Source organism: Candidatus Ruthia endofausta, assembly GCF_013342985.1.
Taxonomy (GTDB): domain Bacteria; phylum Pseudomonadota; class Gammaproteobacteria; order PS1; family Pseudothioglobaceae; genus Ruthia; species Ruthia endofausta.
This window is the reverse complement of the sequence record NZ_CP054490.1, coordinates 612,199-630,909: the sequence shown is the minus strand read 5'-3', so window position 1 is coordinate 630,909 and position 18,711 is coordinate 612,199. Positions and strand designations below refer to the sequence as shown.

Genomic DNA, 18,711 nt, shown 5'->3' with positions numbered 1-18,711 from the left:
CACAAGCTTTAGTTTCTCGTCCGTGGAACTTAATTGGTGGGGTATAGTGTATAGTGTTTCTGTTGCAGCGGGTGTTGTTTGTTTTTATTTAATTGCTGATATGTTGTTAGCGAGACTTCAATTGCCATCTCACTTGCACTTACTACCATGCATTTTTTAAAATGTATGCATCCACCTGGTGGTTGCAACAGTAGTGACTGCCATTATTGGCGGTGAGGCAATACATCAGTTGGGTTACGCCTTTATTATCACGCTCATTTTTTTTAATTCTTTAATTTAATATTACTTGTTGTCGCTATTGTGGTAGGCAGTTTTAGAGATAAAAATTCATTTGAAGATTATTTGTATTTTTTTGTAATCGGGTTATTCGTAAGAAACTAAGGGTATTGTTTTATCCGCCAGTTACTGGTGGATAAAAGGCCACTTCATCTGTTTCACTGATAATAACCGTATCATTGGCAATTTCTTGATTAACTGCACAAAGAATATTATTTGGAAAATGATGCTCGCCGTGCCTGTCAATAAGTTGTTTTTTTAATTGTGCTGTTGTGCTGTCGGTAGCAAGAGTAATCTCTTCACTAGACAGTTTAAGGGACTCTTTAAGTGAAGCAAAATATAAAATTTTCATAATTTGTTTATAATAAATTTCTTTAAGTACTATTTTATCCACCAATTTCTACCATTTGTTGGTTGCTAATATTGTCAATAATAGAGTTAAACTCATGCTTTTCAGGTTTTTTATTAATTGCATTTAGAATTATGCGTTTAATTTCATCATCTGTTAAATTTGAACGTATAGCATCTTTTAAAGAAATTGAGTCTTCTTGCCCTAGGCATAAGATTAAATCTCCCTTGGCAGTCAGCCTAATACGATTACAAGTTTGGCAAAAATGGTTCGATACAGCGCTAATTATACCTACTGTAGAGTTTGTGCATTTAATTTTAAAATTATGAGCAGGACCGGAATTTTTATTAGATGCAATAGGGGTTAATTGATTGTTTAGGTGTTTGTTGATTTTAGAAAAAATGTTTTTTTCACTAATGTGTTGAGTAAATGCTTCTATGCCTGACAATCCAATTGGCATGGTTTCAATAAAGCGGATATCAATACCTTTATTAATGGCAAAATCAATCATTGATTCAATTTCATCATCATTAACGCCACGCATTGCCACCACATTAATTTTAATTGGACTCATGCCTGCCTGTACTGCTGCATCAATGCCTTTAATAACTTGTGTTAAATCGCCACCACGAGTAATTTTCTCGAACCTTTCAGGAATCAATGAATCAATAGAAATATTCACTCTATTAATGCCATTTTGATAAAGCTTTCCAGCAAATTTTTCTAATAGATGTGCATTGGTTGATAAAGGCACATCATTAATACCATCAATACGACTGATGAGTTTAGCAATTTTAGAAATATCTATTCGTAGTAGCGGTTCGCCCCCTGTTAATCTAACTTTGGTAATGCCTAACTGTGCAAAAAGTTGAACGATTTTTTCAATATCCTCATAACTTAGAATGTCTTCACGTTTGCAATTTGGAGTGTGTTCATCATCACGACAATAAAAACATCGGTAGTTGCAGTGTTCAGTTATCGAGAGTCTTAGGTAGTTAATCTCTCTACTAAATTTGTCAACTAACTTAGGCATTCTCAAGTTTTCGTTTGGATTGCTGTGTATCGCTTATCCAATGGCCAGATTTTCCGCCCTTTTTTTCTAGTAATTGAATTTCTCCAATTTTGATAAAACGATCTACTGTTTTGCACATATCATAAATAGTTAGTGCTGTTACACTTGCTGCGGTGAGTGCTTCCATTTCTACGCCAGTTTTGCCGTCAAGTTTAACAAGCGTTTTAATCTCAATCGTGCTATTTTTTTCATTAGGCGTAAACTCAACCGTTATTGTTGACAACATTAAGGGGTGGCAAAGTGGAATTAAATCCCAGCATTTTTTTGCAGCGCAGATGCCAGCAATACGCGCTACAGCGAGTACATCTCCTTTAGCATTTGAGCCAGATAATATCAGTTCAAGGGTTGATTGTTTCATACTAACCACCGCCATGGCGGTGGCTTCACGTATGGTAACTTGTTTATCAGACACATCAACCATTTGTGCATGACCTTTTTGGTTAATATGGGTTAATTTATTACTCATGATAACATCTCATTTAGTGGGTAAAAGTTTAGAACTTCACCTCGTTTAACAGTGGTTTTTTCTGGAATTTCTATCAATCCATCTGCCCACACCATGGAACTAAGCACGTCAGAGCCTTGTTTTGGATACAAATTGGCCTTAGTGGGGAAGGTTGCATGGTCAAGGCGTACACGCACAAATTCACGTCTGGGTTTTGGCTTGTGCCAATCAAAGTTTGCTTGAGTTTTAAAAGCAGTATTTAGATAGTGAGTTGCACCTTGCATTTTTTTAATGAAAGGTCGAGCAAAGAGTAAAAAAGTCACTATGGCAGAAACTGGATTGCCTGGCAGTCCAATAAAAGCACAATGCCCTAGATTGCCAAAAGCAAATGGCTTGCCTGGCTTTATCTTGATGCGCCACAAGTTTAATTGGCCTAATTCTTCTATAGCAGACTTAATATAATCCTCTTCACCAACAGACACGCCACCTGTGGTTATGATTAAATCACAGTCAGATTTTAATGCCTCTAGCGCATCACAAGTGGCATTAAAGGTGTCTTTAATATTGCCCAAGTTGATAACTTCACAACCAAGCTTGTTTAGTAATGCTACTAATGAATAGCGATTAGAGTTAAAAATTTGCCCTTGTTGTAATGTATCTCCAGGCTTGGCCAACTCATCACCTGTGAAAAATACACCGACTTTAATTTTATGAAACACTTTAAGTTTGTTTATGCCCACAGAGGCAGCCAGCGCAATATCTTGTGGTTGTAGTTGTTTTCCTTTGGGTAAGATGACATCACCTGATTGGATGTCATTACCTATAGGCCTGATGTTTTCACCCAGTGAAATAGGTCGATAAACTTCAATTTTTGATTTGTTTTCAATCAACTCGCATTCCTCTTGCATGAGCACTGTATTGGCACCTTTTGGTATGGGAGCACCTGTAAATATACGTGCTGCACAGCCTGATGCTAGTGTATCTCCAATGCTGCCTGCAGGAATACGATCATTAATTTTAAATGTAAATCCACCTGATGTATTTATTTGATTTTCTTTAAGATTAATAACGTAGCCATCCATGGCAGAATTATCAAAACTAGGAACAGAAATATTGGCATGTATATCAATAGCCAGCATTCTGTTTAATGTATTATCAAGTTCTATTAATTGAGTACTATTAGTAACTTTAGCAGAACTTGTTAATATTTCTAAGGCCTCATCAATAGAAAGTAAGGGTTGTGGTATTGTGTCGCATCCTCCACAATCAACTTCTTGGTTGTCCATGGTAAATTTTATAGTTTATAATTAAAGTTAATTGTTTGATTGTATCATACAGCCTATACATTCGACAACAACATACCCATATGAAAAGCATTATTAAAAGTGACATCACTGCTGTCATACTTTCAGGTGGTCAGGCCATGCGTATGAACCATCAGGATAAAGGTTTAATTTTATTTAACAACAAGCCTTTGATTAGTTATGTGGTTGATATTATCTATCAAGATGTACATAGTATATTAGTGAGTGCCAATAGAAATCTTGATGCATATCAAAAATTTGGTAAGGTTATTACTGATAGTTTGCCTGACTTTCAGGGACCACTTGCTGGTATTTTATCGGCTTTGATTAAAGTCAAGACAAAATATTTATTGGTCGTGCCGTGTGATGGGCCATTTATTAATCAAAGTCTTGTGGTTAGATTTTTAAAAAATATGCAACAATCTGATGTGAGTATTTGCGTGGCAATACAGGGACAAAAAATGCACCCTACTTTTTCATTAATTAGTGTCAGTTTAAAAGGTAATTTGAGCGAATTTTTAGCACAAGGTAATCGTAAAATGAGCATGTGGTTTAAGAGTAATCATGCACAAGAAGTTGATTTTTCAGACCAAGTAGATATGTTTATTAACTTAAATTCACCTGAAGATTTTAAGATTAAGTAGTAAGATTATTCCCAACGGGTTTTTTGGCTTTTGTCACTACTTTTAGCTTTAACCCATTTATTTTTGTTTTGAGTGTATTCTTTTTTCCAAAAAGGTGCTTGAGTTTTTAAATAGTCCATGATAAATTCACAAGATGCAAAAGCAGATTGACGATGTTTGCTACTGGTAATAATCAATACAATTTGATCATTAATATTCAAATCACCCACACGATGAATAATAGTTATATTGCCAGTAGACCAACGTTTTTTGGCTTCACCAACAATGGATTTTAGTGCTTTTTTAGTCATCCCAGGGTAATGCTCTAACGTCATTTTTTGAATTGGATTGTGATCTAAATCACGTACAAAACCAATAAAACTGACCACTGCGCCAATATCAGAATCGTTGTTTTTGACCAGTGCTATCTCTGTTGTTAAGTTAAAATCTTGTTGTTGTATGATTATTTTATCCATGTTAAAAACTCCCTAGTAATAAAAATATTATAATAAATTAAGCCACTTGAGCTTAATTTTTTGATATAATTTCACGCAGTTGCCTAATGAAGGGTAGCTAATGAACACAGACGTTTACTTAATTTTTCTTGATGGGATTGTTAAGTAAACGTTTTTTTTCGTCAATTTCAAAGTAGAGTTAGCAGTTGGGTATTGAAGCTGATTATTGTATTTTTCTGTCTATCTATATAAATATGACAATCGACTTTTTTGCTTTATAAAAAGTATAAAACATTAAAACAAGGCAGGAAAATAGCATGAAAAATTTAGTCATAGTTGGGTCGGGAATGAGTGCCATGAAGGTGGTTGATGAGGTGTTAAAAATTGATCCACTGATGTATCAAATCACCATTATTGGTGAGGAAAAGGTATTACCATATAACAGAATTATGCTCTCACCTGTTTTAGCAGGGGAGAAAGATTTTGAAGATATAAAGACGCATGATGAGTCTTATTTTTCTCAAAATAACATTACCTTTAAGCCAGGTTGCTTGGTGTCATCTATTAATAGATTAAATAAAAGTATTTTATTAACCAATGAGAGAGGATCATATTCAGTAGTATACGATCGATTGGTGATTTGCACAGGATCAAGGCCTTTTATTTTGCCATTGCCAGGTAAAACGTTAGAAGGTGTGGTGTCGTTTAGAGATATTTATGATGTTGAGTATATGCAATCAAAAGTTGCTCAAGCTAAAAAAGTAGCAGTAATTGGCACGGGTTTATTAGGGCTTGAAGCTGCTAATGGGCTCAATGAGTTAAAGTTTGATGTCACTGTGATTGGTAACATGGATTCTATTATGAATATGCAACTGGATGCTTCATCTGGTGGCTTGTTGCAAAAAGTATTAGAACAGAAAAATATTAAATTCAAGCTAGGTACGATAACCAATAAAATTATTGGAATAAATACAGTTAAAGCCTTAGAATTTGAGGATGGAACGGCAATGGATGTTGATATGGTTGTTATGTCGGTAGGCATTATTCCTGAAGATTCTTTAGCCAAAGCTGCAGGGTTACAGACAGACAGAGGTATTATTGTGGATGATACAATGATGACTTCCGACCCCGCTATTTACTCAGTGGGTGAGTGTATTAAGCACCGAGGCATATCGTATGGTTTGGTGGCACCACTGTTTGAACAGGCGCTCGTGTGTGCTGAGCAGATATGTGAGGTGTCTCATCGTATGTACACAGGCTCAGATATTTCTACCAAGCTGAAAATTTCAGGTGTGGATGTCTTCTCAGCAGGGGAGTTTGATAATCCTGAAGATGAGGTCATGTGTTCAAAGGACCATGCACTTAACACTCGTAAAAGATTGTCTATTAGAGATAACAAATTGGTTGGTGCAGTTTTATTTGGCGATTCAACAGATGGGTTGTTTTATTTTGACTTAATCAAAAAAGCAACAGACATTAGCAGCATTCGCAAAACTTTACTATTTGGTGATATTAATATTGACGACTCAAGCACAGGCGCCAAAGGTGTTGAGAAGATGGCCGAGGATGAACAAGTATGTGGTTGCATGGGTGTTACTAAAGGCGACATTGTAAGTGCAGTGGTAGGTGGTTGTGATACTTTTGAGGTATTACAAGAAGAAACAAATTGTGCGACAGGTTGTGGTGGTTGTACTTCAGTAGCTAAAGAAGTATTTAGCTTTATTACTGGTTCTGAAATATTAAGTAAAGATGCCTTGTGTGATTGTACAAAACACTCAACAGAAGAAGTGCGTCACTATATTAGAATATTAGATAAAGTTGTTAGTGTTAATGACATTCGAAGTGCACTTGATTTTGACAACACTTGCGAGGCTTGTGGTGCTGCCATTAATTACTATTTATCTTCACAGTTTAATGAAGCGTATCTCCATAATGATGATGAACGACCGCATAATGAAAAAATGCATGCCAATAAGCAAAGAGATGGCACTTATTCTATTGTGCCACAAATACAAGGTGGATTGACAACACCTAAAGAACTTAAGGCGTTGGCTGATATTGCTGTTAAATATGATGTTCCCACGATTAAAGTAACTGGCGGGCAGCGCATTGATTTATTAGGTATTCCCAAGGAAGATTTAAACGATATGTGGGATGAGATGACCGAGGCAGGCATGGAAGCTGGTTATGCTTATGGTAAAGCCACTAGAACATGTAAATCTTGTGTTGGCATAAATCATTGTATGATGGGTACGCAAAATTCTATGGGGCTTTCTATTAAAATGGAAGATGCTGTCTGGTCACACTTTATGCCACACAAATTTAAAATGGGGGTGAGTGGTTGCCCCCGTAATTGTGCCGAAGTTACGATTAAAGATTTTGGTGTGATTTGTACTGAAAAAGGTTATGAAATTCATGTGGCAGGTGCTTGCGGGATTCGAACTAAGGCCTGTTTGAAAGACAGATTTTTTGAAACTGAAGAAGAGGTGATTGAGTATCTTAAGGCTTTTGTGCAATTATATCGTATTGAGGCTAATTATCTTGAACGCGTGATGCATTTTGAAGAGCGCGTGGGTCTAGACTATATTCAATCCAAACTAGAGACGCCTTCAATGATCAAACATTACGCAGATTTGCTACCCAGAACCATTAAAAATCCATGGGAAACAACAGACCATAGGCGTTCAGCATAATATAAGGAGTTAATGATGAAAGATAAATTCAATCTATTTTCATTTAAGGGTAAGTATCGCATTTTACATTTAACTTGGTTTGCTTTTTTTATGACCTTTGTTGTATGGCTTAGCCTCGGGCCAATGATGCCATTCATACAACAAGCTTTATCATTGAGCGATCAACAGGCAAAAGTGCTGTTGATTCTTAATGTTACAATGACTATTCCAGCAAGAATTGTGGTTGGTATGCTGGTTGATAAATTTGGGCCTAAAATTATGTTCTCCTCTATTTTAGTTTTAGGCGGGCTTATTTCAATTGCATTTAGTTGGATGCAGTCTTACGAACAACTTGCTCTGCTTAGATTCTTGTCAGGTTTTATTGGCGCTGGATTTGTGGTCGGTATTCGTATGATTTCTGAGTGGTTTCCAGCAAAACAAATGGGTACCACACAAGGTATTTATGGCGGTTGGGGTAATTTTGGTTCGGCGGGTGCAGCCCTGTCATTACCTTTTATCGCAAGTAGTTTTGGCGAAATTGATGGTTGGCGTTATGCGATTACCATTGCTAGTGTGTTGGCAATAGGTTATGGGATTTTTTATTACTTTAATGTTGCCAATACGCCCAAAGGATCAACTTATTTTAAGCCTAAAAAAATGGGCATAATGGAAGTGAGTAGCTATTCGGATTTGGTGTTGTATATTTTAATGAACATACCCTTATACCTTGCTTTGTCGCTACTCACTTGGAAATTATCACCTAAAAAAATGAATATGATTTCATCAAATGTGGAATTTAGCGTGTATATTGTTTTGGTATTGATGTTTGTTTTTCAAATGTTTAAAACTTGGACTGTTAATGTACAGTATTTAAAGAATTCTGTGCTTAAGCAACATCAATATAAATTTAAACAGGTGGCGATTTTGGATTGGGCTTATTTGGTTACTTTTGGTACTGAATTGGCTGTGGTTTCAGTTTTGGCTATGTTTTATGTTGATTGGTTTGAGTTGCCCAAAATTACAGCGGCCTTATTGGCAGGTGTGTATCCATTTATTAATTTATTTGCCAGGCCAGGTGGTGGTTATTTGAGTGATAAATACGGCCGAAAGATAACATTAGTTGTCCTTTTCTCTGGCATTACTTTAAGTTTTTTAGCGTTAGGCAACGTGGATCAAAGTTGGTCTATCTATTTAGTGGTAGTGTTGACAATTGTTGGTGGTATTTTTTCCAAAGCAGGCTCAGGTGCAATATTTGCCATGGTGCCACTGATTCAAAGAAGGCTAACAGGTCAGATTGCAGGCATGGCAGGTGCATTTGGCAATGTGGGTGCAGTATTATTCTTAACTGTAAATTCTTTGGTAGATTATGATGAGTTTTTTATACTAATTGGAATGGTTAGTGCGGTAGTATTAGTACTGATTGTTCTCTTTTTAGAAGAGCCGAAAGGACATATGACTGAGATTTTAGACGATGGCACGGTTGAAATAATCAAGCTAAATTAGTTATGAAACAATTAAAAGTTATTGTTAATTCACATTGCATGAGAGGTGTTAAGGAGGAAAATCAAGATGCCTGCGCCTATTATGTACCCAATCCTCAAGTACTAGAATATAAAGGGATTGTAGGCGTTATTGCCGATGGTGTGAGTGCTTGCGAGCGAGCAAAAGAAGCAAGCGGCTGTTGTGTTAAGGGTTTTTTAAGTGATTATTATTCAACCCCTGAATCTTGGAGTGTTGAGCATTCAGCTGGTCAAGTCATTTCAGCACTTAATAATTGGCTATATTCTCAATCAATGCGTTTTGGTGAAATTTCATCCATGTTATCTACACTTAGTGTAGTTATTATTAAATCAAATATAGCACATATTTTTCATGTAGGAGATTCACGAATCTATCGTTATAGAAAAGGAGTGTTAACACAACTGACTAAAGACCATATTTTAAGCTTTAACAAGAAAAAAACCTATCTATCAAGGGCGATGGGTTTTGATCTAAGCATTAATGTTGACTACCAAACTTTTGATCTTGAACTGTGTGATCAATTTTTAATGACAACTGATGGTGTGCATGATTATTTACAAGATGCATTGCTAGCAACATTAATGAACAAATCCTCGTCTGCTGATAAGATTGTTGAGCGAGCAATTAAGCAAGACTCTCAAGATAATGCCTCGGCTATGATCATAACGATTGAGCAACTGCCAGAAAAAAATTTAAGTGAAGTATTTGATGAATTAACCCAAAAACCTGTACCACCTGAGTTAACCAAGGGAATGAAAATCAATGGCTTTGAGATAGAATCTTTAATTATTTCAAGTGCAAAAATGCAACTTTATCTAGCTAAAGACATTAATACTGAGCAGTTAGTTGCCCTTAAAACCCCTTCTGTTAATTTTGAAGATGATCCAGAATACTTACAACATTTTATGTATGAAAAGTGGGTAGGGCAACGAGTGCACAGCTCGAATGTCGTTAAAATTTATAACAGTCATAAAAAGGCTAACTTTTTGGCTTATGCCATGGTGTATGTTAAAGGACAAACTTTGCGAGCGTGGATGGATGAAAATAAGCATTCTGATATTGAAATGGTGGTTAATTTTGTGAAGCAAATTATTCAAGGGCTTCGAGCATTTCACCGTCAAGAAATGTTGCATTGTGATTTAAAGCCAGAAAATATTATGATTGATGAAATTGGTCAAATTAAGATTATTGATTTTGGCTCAGCTAGAATTGCAGGTGTGGCAGAATTGGTTAACCCTATTAATTTCATAGGTAATCAGGGCACGCAAGGTTATACTGCACCAGAGGTAATTTTAAATGAAAGTGTTTCACAAGCCTCTGATCAATTTAGTTTAGGTGTGATTGTGTATGAGATGTTTTCATCTCATCTGCCTTATCAAAATAAATTAGATAAGAGTCTGAATATTAAGAAACTATCTAATTTAATTTATGAGCCAGTGTTGACATACAATTCAAATTTGCCTGTGTGGATTGATGGTGCTATACGCAAAGCGTGTTGCCTGGATTATACGCAAAGGTATGAGGCTTTATCAGAATTTTTATATGATTTGGAACATCCAAATTCAGTATTTTTATTACCTCAAAAGAACAAACAATCAAAATCAAAGTTAACAAAATACCGACCATTAAATACACTGTTGCTTGCGTTAAATTTTATTTTATTGTTAATATTGGCTATTAAGTAAAAGAAAAGAATGATGAATTTTAAGACAACTTGTCCTTACTGTGGTGTGGGATGCGGCATTGAAATTACCCGAACGGGATCTGTATTAAAATTAACAGGAGACAAAGACTCTCCTGTTAATCAAGGCATGCTTTGTATTAAAGGGCAGACTTTATTAGAAACAGTAGGCACAGATAATGCGAGATTAATTAATCCATCATTAGGCAGTTGGGACAAGACCATTAAAGCCATGGCCAAAGCGTTTAGATCAACACCAAAACATCAAATAGCTTTGTACTTGTCCGGACAAATGTTAATGGAAGATTTTTATGTTGCTAAACAATTTTCAGAAGCTTACGGCATTGACAATATTGAAAGTAATTCAAGGTTGTGCATGTACTCTACTGTTGAAGCCAATAAAAGAGCCTATGGTGCTGATATTGTACCTGTGTCATTTGATGATATTTATCAAGCACAAACTATTTTTATTATTGGCAGTAATACTGCGGATTGTCACCCTATTGTGTTTAACCATATTAAAAAATCCAAGGCTTTTGTGGTTTGTGTTGATGTCTATGAAAGTACCACAGCTAAAAGATCTGATTTATTTATTCAAGTTGAACCTGGCAAAGACATGGGTATTATTAATAACCTACCACACCAGTCTTGGTTTAAAGACAAAAAAGTACTCAGTGTTTACTCACAAGGATTAACCCAATCAACCGATGCAACTGACAAGGTCAATGCTTTGATTAATGCACATATTATCACTGGTAATATCAACAAACCTGGTTGTGGCGTGTTGTCTTTAACAGGACAATGTAACGCCATGGGTGGTCGTGAAATTGGCATACGAACCAATGATTTAACTGCTACTGAATTTTTCTCCAGTAATCAAATTAAAACCTTATGGGTAATGGCAACAAATCCTGCACATAGTATGATTAACTATCGACAATTTGAGACATTAATTGTGTCTGATTTTACAAGAACCCTAACTACTGATGATGCAGACATCGTTTTGCCAGCATGCAGTTGGTCAGAAAAAATAGGGCACATAAGAAACTCAGAACGTAGATATTTAAAACAAAATGCCTTTTTACCACCTGCTGGCGATTCGAAACCTGATTGGGAAATTATTTGCTTACTTGCTAAAGAATTAAGACTTGATGGATTTGATTATCAATCAGCAGATGATATTTGGCAACAAATGGATATTGATGAATCTTGGCAGCCTAGAATTCAAGTTAAAGAAAAGTTGGTAGATATTAAAGTTACTCACCGTACCGATAATGATCCAGTTAACAATGTTAGACTTTTGACACAGTGGCACTCAATGTCACGGACAGGAAAAAGCAAAACTCTTAATAAAATGACAAAGGCTTCTAATGAAGTTATTTCTATGCATCATGTAAGCAATTCTGAGTTGTTTAAAAACAAAACCGTTGAACTGGATAAATATTCTAAACAACCTTGTTTTAAAGGTTAAGCAATCGGAAGGGCAGTTTTGCTTTTAAAATGATGCCATTCATAACGAATGGGGTAGTTTCTACGATAGTCTTCAAAGTTGTTGATATCTTTAATGGCGTTTGCATCTTGTTGAAAATCATAAATTTCATTTAAAGTGTCTTTTAAATTACCCCCATCTATGGATAATTCACCAGAATTAATTAAATTTCTGATATTTTTATCTTCTTTCTCACCTAAGAAAGCACATAATGCTTTATATACTATAAAACTACCCATAAATTTTGCATCAACTGAGTGTCCGGCGATGTGTGGCGTGGCTAAATAGGCAGTATTTTGTAAACTTGGGTTGATGTTAGGTTCGTCTTCCCAACAGTCAATAATATTAGCAAGTGTTTTATGCTTTTGCCATATTGCTTCTTTTATCACACCGCCACGTGCTGCATTAAAAAGAATAGTTTTATTTGTGATGTGATGAAAATTATTTTCATTAAGTAGTTGATAGGATGGATGCTTACCATCAACGGTCAATGGTGTATGGAAAGTGACAATATCAGCGCTTAATGCTGTATTTAAATCAACAAAGTTGTCTAGACTTTCATGCATTTGGCGTGGTGGATCATTCAGCAAGGTTTTAATGCCCATCAACTTGGATTTTTCTGCCAATCTTGTGCCCACATTACCGACACCAATAATACCCAAAGTTTTCTTTTGATAGTTAAAATTCAACTCATTTGCTAAATTAACAATGGTGCTTATCACAAACTCAGCTACTGCCATTGAGTTGCAACCTTGGGCTGAGAAAAATTGAGTACCCTTGGCCTTTAAATAGTCTTGATCAACATGATCCAGCCCAACAACTGTTGAACCGACAAACTTCACCTGACTACCGCTCAATAACGCCTGATTAACTTGGGTGCGCGAACGTACAATTAATACATCTGCATCTTTAACCGAGCTGGCGTTAATATCTCTACCAGCAATGGCAGTAATTTCACCAAAACAGTCAAAAATTTCCTTATAGGCATAGCAAGTATTGTCAATAACTAATTTCATTATGACCAATTAATTGCTTGTTGATTGTGTATTTTAAGATAATCATTGGCTTTTGAAAAATGCCGACACCCTAAAAAACCACGATGTGCTGATAAAGGAGAAGGATGCGTGGTAGTAAGAATTAAGTGTTTATCCTTATCAATAAGTACCGTTTTCTTTTGTGCATAAGCACCCCAAAGCATGAACACTAAATGTTGCCTTTCTTCGCTTAAAGTTCTAATAATACCATCAGTAAATACCTCCCAACCTTGATTAGCATGGGAAGCTGCTTGATGAGCTTCGACAGTTAAAACACTATTAAGTAGTAAAACACCTTGTGTTGCCCAGTGTGTTAAATCACCACTTTGGCTGGGCTCAATATTTAAATCATGATGTAACTCTTTAAAGATATTGCCAAGCGATGGTGGTTTTTTTACGCCTTGGGCGACTGAAAAACTCAAACCATGAGCTTGCCCTAATCCGTGATAAGGGTCTTGTCCAAGAATAATAACCTTAACTTTATCAAACGCAGTTAACTTAAACGCTTTAAACCAGTTTTTAGAATGGGGAAAAATAACTATTTTGGCTTGTTTTTGTTGTTGTAAAAATTGTTTTAGATCAATCATTGAATGTGTTTCAAGTAATGTTTTGATGCTTGAATGCCAGTTTTGTATGTTCATAAACTTATCCACCATAATCTTAAGCGATAACCCAGTGTACTCACATAACCCACCTCGCTAAATTTAATTTGACTATCTTTTGAGATGAAAAAACTTGTTGGCGTAGCTTTAACGCCAAGTAGCCTTGCTAAAGAGCCAGAATTATCATTAATGATAATGTCTGTTTTCATATCATGCTTTTGTGCGTATGCTTGCAAATCAGTATCAGAGCCAGATTGCATGGCAATATTAAGCACTCTATAATCACGGCTTATATTCTGAATATTGTCATTTTCGAGTTGGCAAATGCCACACCAAGTCGCCCAAAAGTGTATTAAAGTTGGCTCACTTGAGTGTGATGAAACAATCGCTCCGCTTAAAGTCTTGCTATTAAAGCTTGGTACAATGCCACTACTCAAGTTATGTTGCTGATAAGCACGAAAACTAAAAATAGCAATAATAACCAGTAGCCATTGTAAAATTGTTTTTCTTTTTATCATGGATTATTATTATATATGACTGATTGGATAACGTGCTGGCACGAATGGAAAATAGGCTGGCATAAAAATCAACCTAACTCAAGACTAATTGAATTTATTGCTTGTTTAAAACTAAGTACTAATGCTTGTGTATTTGTGCCATTATGTGGAAAAAGCGTTGATATTTATTGTGATGATTATTTTGATTTTGATACCAGTATTTTGAATCATGTTAGTGCTGTGTATGATAGAGCGTCTTTAATCGCACTACCTTTGGCTTTAAGAGCGAAATATGCATCTCACTTATACGCTATAATACCTGCTGATTGCAGGATGCTATTATTAACCTTAAATTATCCTCAATCACAAATGAGTGGACCGCCTTATGCGGTTAATAAGGCGGAGGTAGTTTTACTTTTTAAAGGGTTTGAATGTCAGCAGTTACAATGTTTTAATGACATTAAAAATGAGCCCAAGTTTCAACGTGTAAATGTTGATTTTTTTGAAAAAGCAACGTATTGTTTGCGTAAAAAATAAGAGAAAAAATGGCAAAGAAAATAAAAGGAATGGTGGCGCAATTTGGCACTAAAGGATATGGTTTTATTACGGGTGATGATGGTGAAAAATATTTCATTCATCAAAAAAATATTTTTAATAAATCTCGTCTAAAAGTTAATACACGCGTTGTGTTTAGCGTACAAAACTCTGAGAAGGGTTGGGTGGCAATGGATGTTAATCTAGAAAAAGATGCTAAGGTGCCTAATTCTGAGTCTGGGTCGTTATCAAATAATGCTGTTAAAAGTATGTTTGTCATTTTGTTTGTCATTCAAGCGATTGTTATTTATAAAATATTTGTATGATAAAAAAATACTTACTCATTGCGTTAATTTCATTAACACTTAGCGGGTGTTTTTCAACACCTGCCGTGCAAGTGAGCAATATTTGCCATCTAATGGATGAACAGGTGAGTTGGTATCAAGCGGTTAAAGCTAGCGAGAAAAAGTATGGTTCACCTATGCATGTACAGTTGGCTATTATGTATCAAGAATCGCACTTTGCATCAGATGCAAGACCACCAAGAAATAAGTTGTTTGGCGTCGTGCCATGGCTTAGATCAAGTAGTGCCTATGGTTTTGCACAAGTTAAAGACACAACTTGGGAATGGTATCAGCTAAAAACGAGCAATCAAAATGCCAATCGTGATGATTTTGACGATGCTATAGACTTTATTGGCTGGTACATTAATCAGTCCAGTAAGCGTTCTGGTATTGATAAATCAGATACTCACAATCAGTACCTTGCTTATCATGAAGGACACGCTGGTTTTAATAAACAAACTTATTCTGCTAAGCCATGGCTGCTAAAAATAGCGCGTGGTGTTGATGACAATGCACAGCGTTATAAACACCAACTTAAACAATGCGCCTCTCAATTGGATGATAATAATGTTTGGAGACTCTTTTAGATTTTATGTGGGTAAAAGTTCTAGACCAAGCGTTAAAAGAAGGCACAATGGTTGAAGTTATTGTAGAGAACAGGGATTTATTGATTACACTTAGTCAAGGTGAGTTGTATTGTGCAGATAACCGTTGTCCACATGAAGATATTAAATTGACGTTAGGCTGTTTAAAAGGCAATCGAATTAAATGTTCACTACATGGATTTAGCTTTGATTTGACCACAGGGGATAGCGCACAAATAGATGTTGATAATTTATGCGTTTACCCTATCAAGCAAGAAAATAATAGAATTTATATTAATATTTAAAATTATGGAAACATCTAGAACACTCATGCACTCAATTATTCAACGCATAGCAACAGGCCCTGATTTGAGTAAAAATATTGATTTTGAAGAAGCTAAAGCAGGCATGCAAGGTATATTGCGTGGCGAGGTTAATGAGGTGCAATCAGCTATATTTTTAATTGCACTTCGTATGAAGCACGAAACACGTGAAGAGAATGAGGGCATTCTTGCTGCCATTCTTAGCGAGTCTGATCAACAGCAAGTTATGGTTGATGATTTAGTAGATTTAGGCGATCCTTACAGTGGTTATAATCGCTCTGTTCCAATTTCATCATTTTTACCGCCATTGTTGGCTGAGCTTGGTTTGCCTACTGTTATTCATGGCTTGGACAGTGTATCACCAAAATATGGACTCACTCATCGACATATTAATGAGGCTCTGGGTTTAGAGGTTGACCGTTCAACTGCACAAGCAAAAGTTCGGCTTGAAGATGACAATATTGGTTGGTCATATATTGATCAAGCAAACTACTGCCAAGGCTTACACAACCTTGTGCCTTTGCGTAATCAAATCATTAAACGCAGTGTGATTAACACAGTAGAAACTTTAATTGGAGTATTGCGTGGCAAAAAAACGCATTCTATTTTGGGTTATGTGCATAAGCCTTATCCCCCTATTTATGCACACTTGGTAACTGTTTCGGGTATGGATACATCGTTGTTAGTTCGTGGCGTTGAGGGTGGTGTAATTCCCTCACTTCGACAAAAAGGTTTAATGATTTCTTATCAAGGCTTGGTTGAGCAAGAGAGAGTAGATATTGACCCTAAGTCGTTGGGCATTAATCAAGACATACGCACTATTTCATTTCCTAGCGAACTAGATGTACATAGTGACATTAAAGCCTTGGCAGATTACACAGTTAAATTAGGAAAATCTGCCTTATCGGGTGAAAAAGGGCTGTTTTATGATGGTTTGGTTTTAGCTTCTAGTTTGATTCTTTGGCACACTAAAAAAGCCACTTCATTAGTTGAAGCTGCCGACATAACAAGAGTAGCCTTAGATTCTGGTAAAGCATTGAATCGTTTATAATGTTGTTGTTAATTCTTATGAGTATCGTATGTTTTTCTAGATTCATTGCCGTATAAATTTAATAGTGCAGCAAGGCCCCTTATATATCTTTTCTATTTTAGAATATTCTCCTAATACTAGCCATCCTAATTTTGCCAATCGTATGTGGTCGGGCGCCAATCAACCCTCCATTGTGGATGAAATTGTGACTGCACTGAGCAAATACTTCACGTTGCACTTTTGAATCTGAACCTGTTGCGACGTTAATGGAAAAAATATATGATTGAGCAAATACTTGATATAGTAGGCTTTAAAAACGGCAAAGGTCAAATGACAAGAAGGTCGAGTAATGCCAATATGATTGCCATAATGGTTGCGCGTAACCAGGCATTGAAAGAGGTAAAAAGTAAGGGCTATTTAATCAAGAAACCTTTATTTGCCTTTGTCAATGTAAATGTGCATTGTCCGTTAGACAAGGCGGCTAATATATTGGGCATTGGCATCTAACATTTAATTAAGATAGCTACTTTTAAAGATGGTTCAATAAACACAATATTACTTGATAAACAAATCAAACAACAAGGTGGTTTGATTTGTTTTAGGCACTGAGCTGTTGATGAGTTTGTTCTTGTTCAAGCTCACTTAAAAAATCTAATTGCTAATAGAAGATTTTGCTGATTCTACAACACTTTCAACTAAGAAAGTAGAAGAAAAAATAGCTGAAGGTGTTGTAATTATTAATGTTTGAAGACAAGATGAAGTCGATAAATATGGCATTATTCCTGCTACACTTAAGTTAACATTTTTTGACAACAGAGGTAATTACAACATGCAAAAGTGGCTAAGCAATTTATCTAACATTGTTAAGACCAAAGGTACGCCATTTATTTTGGTTTGCGCTCACTCCAATCGTACCAAGATTATTGGTAGGTTTTTAGATACCAAAATAGATTATCAACATATTCTTGAATTGAGTGGCGGTATTAATAATGGTTGAATTGATAAAGGTTTAAGTGTCACTAAAGTACTGGTAGGGTCAAAAAACCTTGACGGAAGTTTTGATAATAACATCCAATAGTGTTGGCATAGGATTAAGACATCAGAATTTGGTACAATTTGTTGATGAAAAGCCAGATTAGAAGTACATGCTGAAAATTTCTTCTCTCAAGGTAAGCATACTTATCAAGTAGAGGAAATAGCGCAACATTATCCATTAAGTTTGTACGGCGTTGGATTGTTTTTAGGCTCGTTCGATAAGTTGAATCAGAATCATTTAAACCAGCTAAAGCGCGCTATTAATAGATATAAGCCAAAACTGTTTTCCGAGCATTTGAATTGGGGGGGATATTAATGGTCAATCGTCCAGCTTAACAGGTTACGGGTCATTGCTTGATATTAATAATATTTATGTCAGTTGTCAAAATTTTGCTTATGATGTATTTGATTGCTTAAATGCTGTTAATAGTGAGGATGTGGCTGAGATTCATCTAGCAGGGTATGCGATAAACACTTATGAGAAAGGCGATGTCTATATTGATGACCACGGCTCTAAAGTAAGTGAGCAGGTGTGGAATTTGTACTAAAAAACTATTCAAAAGTTTGGTCAAAAACCTACTCTAATTGAGTGGGATAATAACATTCCAGCTTTATTAGCTTTATTAGCTTTATCAGTTTTATTGGGTGGAGCGCAAAAGACACTCAATGCTTAAAGTCATCCAAACCACTTTCTCTAATGATGTTATTAATAAGCAAGCGCAGTATATTCTAATAGCCAAGAGAAAATTAGAAATCGTGGTTAGTAAAATAAGTCAGTTAGATTTCTTAACACCAGGGGGAGAAAATGGAAAAAATTACTTTATTTACGTAATACAGTTTT

General features: G+C 35.8%; 22 protein-coding genes. 14 read left to right on the top strand and 8 right to left on the bottom strand.

Going from position 1 to position 18,711, the window contains the following annotated elements:
* Positions 1-391: 391 nt before the first annotated feature.
* From moaD to HUE58_RS03420, 4 genes are read right to left on the bottom strand one after another with little or no spacing between them, the layout of a single operon-like run.
* A complete protein-coding gene (gene moaD / locus HUE58_RS03435; RefSeq protein ID WP_174605642.1) occupies positions 392-628 on the bottom strand; it encodes a molybdopterin converting factor subunit 1 in 237 nt (78 codons plus the stop codon).
* Positions 629-662: 34 nt separating this feature from the next.
* Complete coding sequence (gene moaA / locus HUE58_RS03430) at positions 663-1,658, bottom strand: GTP 3',8-cyclase MoaA (protein WP_174605641.1); 996 nt, start codon at positions 1,656-1,658, stop codon at positions 663-665.
* Entirely contained in the window at positions 1,651-2,163 is a 513-nt protein-coding gene (gene moaC, locus HUE58_RS03425; RefSeq protein ID WP_174605640.1) for a cyclic pyranopterin monophosphate synthase MoaC, read from the bottom strand. The genes moaA and moaC overlap by 8 nt, the downstream gene beginning before the upstream one ends.
* A complete protein-coding gene (locus HUE58_RS03420; RefSeq protein ID WP_174605639.1) occupies positions 2,160-3,428 on the bottom strand; it encodes a molybdopterin molybdotransferase MoeA in 1,269 nt (422 codons plus the stop codon). The genes moaC and HUE58_RS03420 overlap by 4 nt, the downstream gene beginning before the upstream one ends.
* Before the next feature lie 80 nt (positions 3,429-3,508).
* On the opposite strand from HUE58_RS03420, the gene mobA reads away from it, so the two are divergent.
* Positions 3,509-4,090, top strand: coding sequence for a molybdenum cofactor guanylyltransferase MobA (mobA, locus tag HUE58_RS03415; protein ID WP_174605638.1), 582 nt, complete (start codon positions 3,509-3,511; stop codon positions 4,088-4,090).
* Positions 4,091-4,095: 5 nt separating this feature from the next.
* Here the strand turns inward: mobA and HUE58_RS03410 are convergent, their stop codons facing one another.
* On the bottom strand, positions 4,096-4,545 hold the full coding sequence (locus HUE58_RS03410; protein WP_174605637.1) for a molybdenum cofactor biosynthesis protein MoaE: 450 nt from the start codon (positions 4,543-4,545) through the stop codon (positions 4,096-4,098).
* A gap of 296 nt (positions 4,546-4,841) precedes the next feature.
* On the opposite strand from HUE58_RS03410, the gene nirB reads away from it, so the two are divergent.
* From nirB to HUE58_RS03390, 4 genes are read left to right on the top strand one after another with little or no spacing between them, the layout of a single operon-like run.
* Complete coding sequence (nirB, locus tag HUE58_RS03405; RefSeq protein WP_174605636.1) at positions 4,842-7,217, top strand: nitrite reductase large subunit NirB; 2,376 nt, start codon at positions 4,842-4,844, stop codon at positions 7,215-7,217.
* A gap of 15 nt (positions 7,218-7,232) precedes the next feature.
* Positions 7,233-8,699 carry an MFS transporter gene (locus HUE58_RS03400; RefSeq protein WP_174605635.1) on the top strand — a complete coding sequence of 489 codons (1,467 nt, stop codon included), beginning with the start codon at positions 7,233-7,235 and terminating at the stop codon, positions 8,697-8,699.
* Between the two features lie 2 nt (positions 8,700-8,701).
* Positions 8,702-10,402 (top strand): bifunctional protein-serine/threonine kinase/phosphatase, encoded by a 1,701-nt coding sequence (locus HUE58_RS03395; protein WP_174605634.1) that lies wholly within the window; start codon positions 8,702-8,704, stop codon positions 10,400-10,402.
* 9 nt (positions 10,403-10,411) lie between these two features.
* Positions 10,412-11,869, top strand: coding sequence for a molybdopterin oxidoreductase family protein (locus HUE58_RS03390; RefSeq protein WP_174605633.1), 1,458 nt, complete (start codon positions 10,412-10,414; stop codon positions 11,867-11,869).
* Here the strand turns inward: HUE58_RS03390 and HUE58_RS03385 are convergent.
* The 3 genes from HUE58_RS03385 to HUE58_RS03375 are packed head-to-tail and all read right to left on the bottom strand — an operon-like array spanning position 11,866 to position 14,041.
* A complete protein-coding gene (locus tag HUE58_RS03385) occupies positions 11,866-12,903 on the bottom strand; it encodes a 4-phosphoerythronate dehydrogenase (RefSeq protein ID WP_174605632.1) in 1,038 nt (345 codons plus the stop codon). The two genes, HUE58_RS03390 and HUE58_RS03385, sit on opposite strands and share 4 nt — an antisense overlap.
* Positions 12,903-13,562 (bottom strand): uracil-DNA glycosylase, encoded by a 660-nt coding sequence (gene ung, locus HUE58_RS03380; protein ID WP_174605631.1) that lies wholly within the window; start codon positions 13,560-13,562, stop codon positions 12,903-12,905. The genes HUE58_RS03385 and ung overlap by 1 nt, the downstream gene beginning before the upstream one ends.
* Complete coding sequence (locus HUE58_RS03375; RefSeq protein ID WP_174605630.1) at positions 13,559-14,041, bottom strand: redoxin domain-containing protein; 483 nt, start codon at positions 14,039-14,041, stop codon at positions 13,559-13,561. Before HUE58_RS03375 ends, ung begins: the two co-directional genes overlap by 4 nt.
* Before the next feature lie 15 nt (positions 14,042-14,056).
* Between HUE58_RS03375 and HUE58_RS03370 the strand changes: the two genes are divergently transcribed.
* The 9 genes from HUE58_RS03370 to HUE58_RS03330 all read left to right on the top strand — a co-directional run bounded on the left by HUE58_RS03370 (position 14,057) and on the right by HUE58_RS03330 (position 18,418).
* Positions 14,057-14,557, top strand: a complete 501-nt coding sequence (locus HUE58_RS03370) for a class I SAM-dependent methyltransferase (RefSeq protein ID WP_174605629.1) — start codon at positions 14,057-14,059, stop codon at positions 14,555-14,557.
* A gap of 8 nt (positions 14,558-14,565) precedes the next feature.
* Complete coding sequence (locus tag HUE58_RS03365; RefSeq protein WP_174605628.1) at positions 14,566-14,880, top strand: cold-shock protein; 315 nt, start codon at positions 14,566-14,568, stop codon at positions 14,878-14,880.
* Complete coding sequence (locus tag HUE58_RS03360; RefSeq protein WP_174605627.1) at positions 14,877-15,485, top strand: transglycosylase SLT domain-containing protein; 609 nt, start codon at positions 14,877-14,879, stop codon at positions 15,483-15,485. The genes HUE58_RS03365 and HUE58_RS03360 overlap by 4 nt, the downstream gene beginning before the upstream one ends.
* A 5-nt stretch (positions 15,486-15,490) precedes the next feature.
* On the top strand, positions 15,491-15,787 hold the full coding sequence (locus HUE58_RS03355) for a Rieske (2Fe-2S) protein (protein WP_174605626.1): 297 nt from the start codon (positions 15,491-15,493) through the stop codon (positions 15,785-15,787).
* 4 nt (positions 15,788-15,791) lie between these two features.
* Positions 15,792-16,856, top strand: a complete 1,065-nt coding sequence (locus tag HUE58_RS03350; protein WP_174605625.1) for an anthranilate phosphoribosyltransferase — start codon at positions 15,792-15,794, stop codon at positions 16,854-16,856.
* Between the two features lie 258 nt (positions 16,857-17,114).
* Positions 17,115-17,342, top strand: coding sequence for a pyridoxal-dependent decarboxylase (locus HUE58_RS06855; RefSeq protein ID WP_246260726.1), 228 nt, complete (start codon positions 17,115-17,117; stop codon positions 17,340-17,342).
* A 322-nt stretch (positions 17,343-17,664) separates the two neighbouring features.
* Positions 17,665-17,832, top strand: a complete 168-nt coding sequence (locus tag HUE58_RS03340) for a hypothetical protein (RefSeq protein ID WP_174605624.1) — start codon at positions 17,665-17,667, stop codon at positions 17,830-17,832.
* 198 nt (positions 17,833-18,030) lie between these two features.
* Entirely contained in the window at positions 18,031-18,186 is a 156-nt protein-coding gene (locus HUE58_RS07340) for a multinuclear nonheme iron-dependent oxidase (RefSeq protein WP_422851484.1), read from the top strand.
* A 34-nt stretch (positions 18,187-18,220) separates the two neighbouring features.
* Positions 18,221-18,418: a multinuclear nonheme iron-dependent oxidase gene (locus HUE58_RS03330; protein WP_174605623.1), complete on the top strand. Its 198-nt coding sequence runs from the start codon at positions 18,221-18,223 to the stop codon at positions 18,416-18,418.
* Positions 18,419-18,711 lie beyond the last annotated feature (293 nt).